This is a genomic window from Streptosporangium sp. NPDC005286, from assembly GCF_040607515.1.
Classification (GTDB): domain Bacteria; phylum Actinomycetota; class Actinomycetes; order Streptosporangiales; family Streptosporangiaceae; genus Streptosporangium.
The window spans coordinates 1-1,740 of sequence record NZ_JBEXGU010000390.1 but is presented as its reverse complement, the minus strand read 5'-3'; the positions used below and the strand labels follow the sequence as shown (position 1 = coordinate 1,740).

The 1,740-nt window shown below is 71.6% G+C and carries 1 protein-coding gene; it reads right to left on the bottom strand.

What is annotated here, in order from left to right:
* Positions 1 to 1,740, bottom strand: a 1,740-nt coding sequence (locus ABZU75_RS46315) for a polyketide synthase dehydratase domain-containing protein (RefSeq protein WP_355569944.1), incomplete at both ends; no start/stop codon positions are given.

Genomic DNA, 1,740 nt, shown 5'->3' with positions numbered 1-1,740 from the left:
CGCCGCACCCCACGCTCGGCCACCACATGCCGCGCGAACAACCCACCCAGACCACCGGTCCCACCAGTGATCAACACCGTCCCCTCCGGATCCCAGACCCGGCCCGCCGCGTCGGCAACCTTGGAGCCCGGCACCACCCCCGCCAGACGCGGCACCAGTACCTCACCGCCGCGCACCACCGCCTGCGGCTCACCCGACGCCAGCACCCAGGCCAACATCTCCGGCAGCGCCGACAGCGAAGACTCCCGCCCATCCACGTCCACCAGCACGAACCGGCCCGGGTTCTCCAACTGCGCACTGCGCACCAGACCCCACACCCCGGCCGCCGGCAGATCAGTGACCGCGTCCTCTTCCCGCGCCTCAATCGCACCACTGGTGAGAACCACCAAACGGGAGTCGACGAACCGGTCATCGACCAGCCATCGCTGCACCAGATCCAGCATCCGGGCGGCCAGCTCATGCGCCGACTCCACCACCCCGCACGCCGGGTCCGAGATCGCCTCGGCCATTATCACGCTGGGTACCGGATCCGCCAGGACCGACAGATCCGCGTGAACCTGAGCCGGTTGACCGACCGTCTCCCAGGCGGCGGCGACCCCTAGGAGGTCGAGACCGAGCACCGCCACCGGCACCGCATCGGCCGTCGAAAGCTCCGTCAGCGGCGACCACTCCACCTCGAACAGCGGGTCCCGCCCCGTCCCTCGACCGCCGGAGGCGACCGCGAGCTGATCGGCGGAGACCGGCCGCAGCACCAGTGAACGTGCCGACAGCACCGGCTCCCCGGTGGCGTCCACCGCGCTCACCGAAACCGAATCGTCGCCCGTCTTGGCCAGCCGCACTCGCAGCAGCGAGGCGCCACTGGCGTGCAGGCACACTCCGCCCCAGGAGAACGGCAACCGCCTGCCCTCGGAATCGTCCAGCCCGGCGAAGGTCACCGCATGCGACGCAGCGTCCAAAAGCGCCGGATGGACGCCGAACGAACCCGCGCTCGACTCCACCTGCCCGGGCAGCGCGACCTCCGCGAACACCTCACCACCCTCACCCCGCCAGGCAGCCCGCAACCCCTGGAACACCGGCCCATAGCTCAGCCCGTCCCCGTCCAGCCGCTCGTACAACCCGTCCAGCTCGATCGCCGACACCCCACGCGGCGGCCACACCACGGTGTCGAACTCCACACCCCGGCCATCGGCCCCCGCGCGCCGGCCATCCACCGCCAAAATCCCCGCGGCATGCTCCACCCACGGCTCATCCTCAGCCGCCTCCGCCGGCCGCGCGTAGATGTTCACACCACGACGGCCCGACTCCGCGGCGGCAGCCACCCACACCTGCACCGCCACCGCGTCCCGCTCACCCAGCACCAACGGCGCGGCCAGCGTCAGCTCCTCCACCACATCAAAACCGACCTGATCACCCGCCCGGATCGCCAACTCCAGGAACGCCGTGCCCGGCACCACCACCGAACCCATCACCGCGTGATCGGCCAGCCACGGATGCGACCGCAGCGACAACCGGCCGGTCAGCAACACCCCATCGGAACCGGCCAGCCCCACCGCCGCACCCAGCAGCGGATGCCCCGCAGCCGCCAGGCCCGCCGCCGCCACATTCCCCGCGCGGTCACCGGCGCCCTGGGGCCAGTACCAGTGGTGCTGGAAGGCGTAGGTCGGCAGCTCCACCCGCCGCCCACCCGGCAACACCGCACGCCAGTCGAGCGCTACCCCGTGCACATGCAGCTCGGCCAGC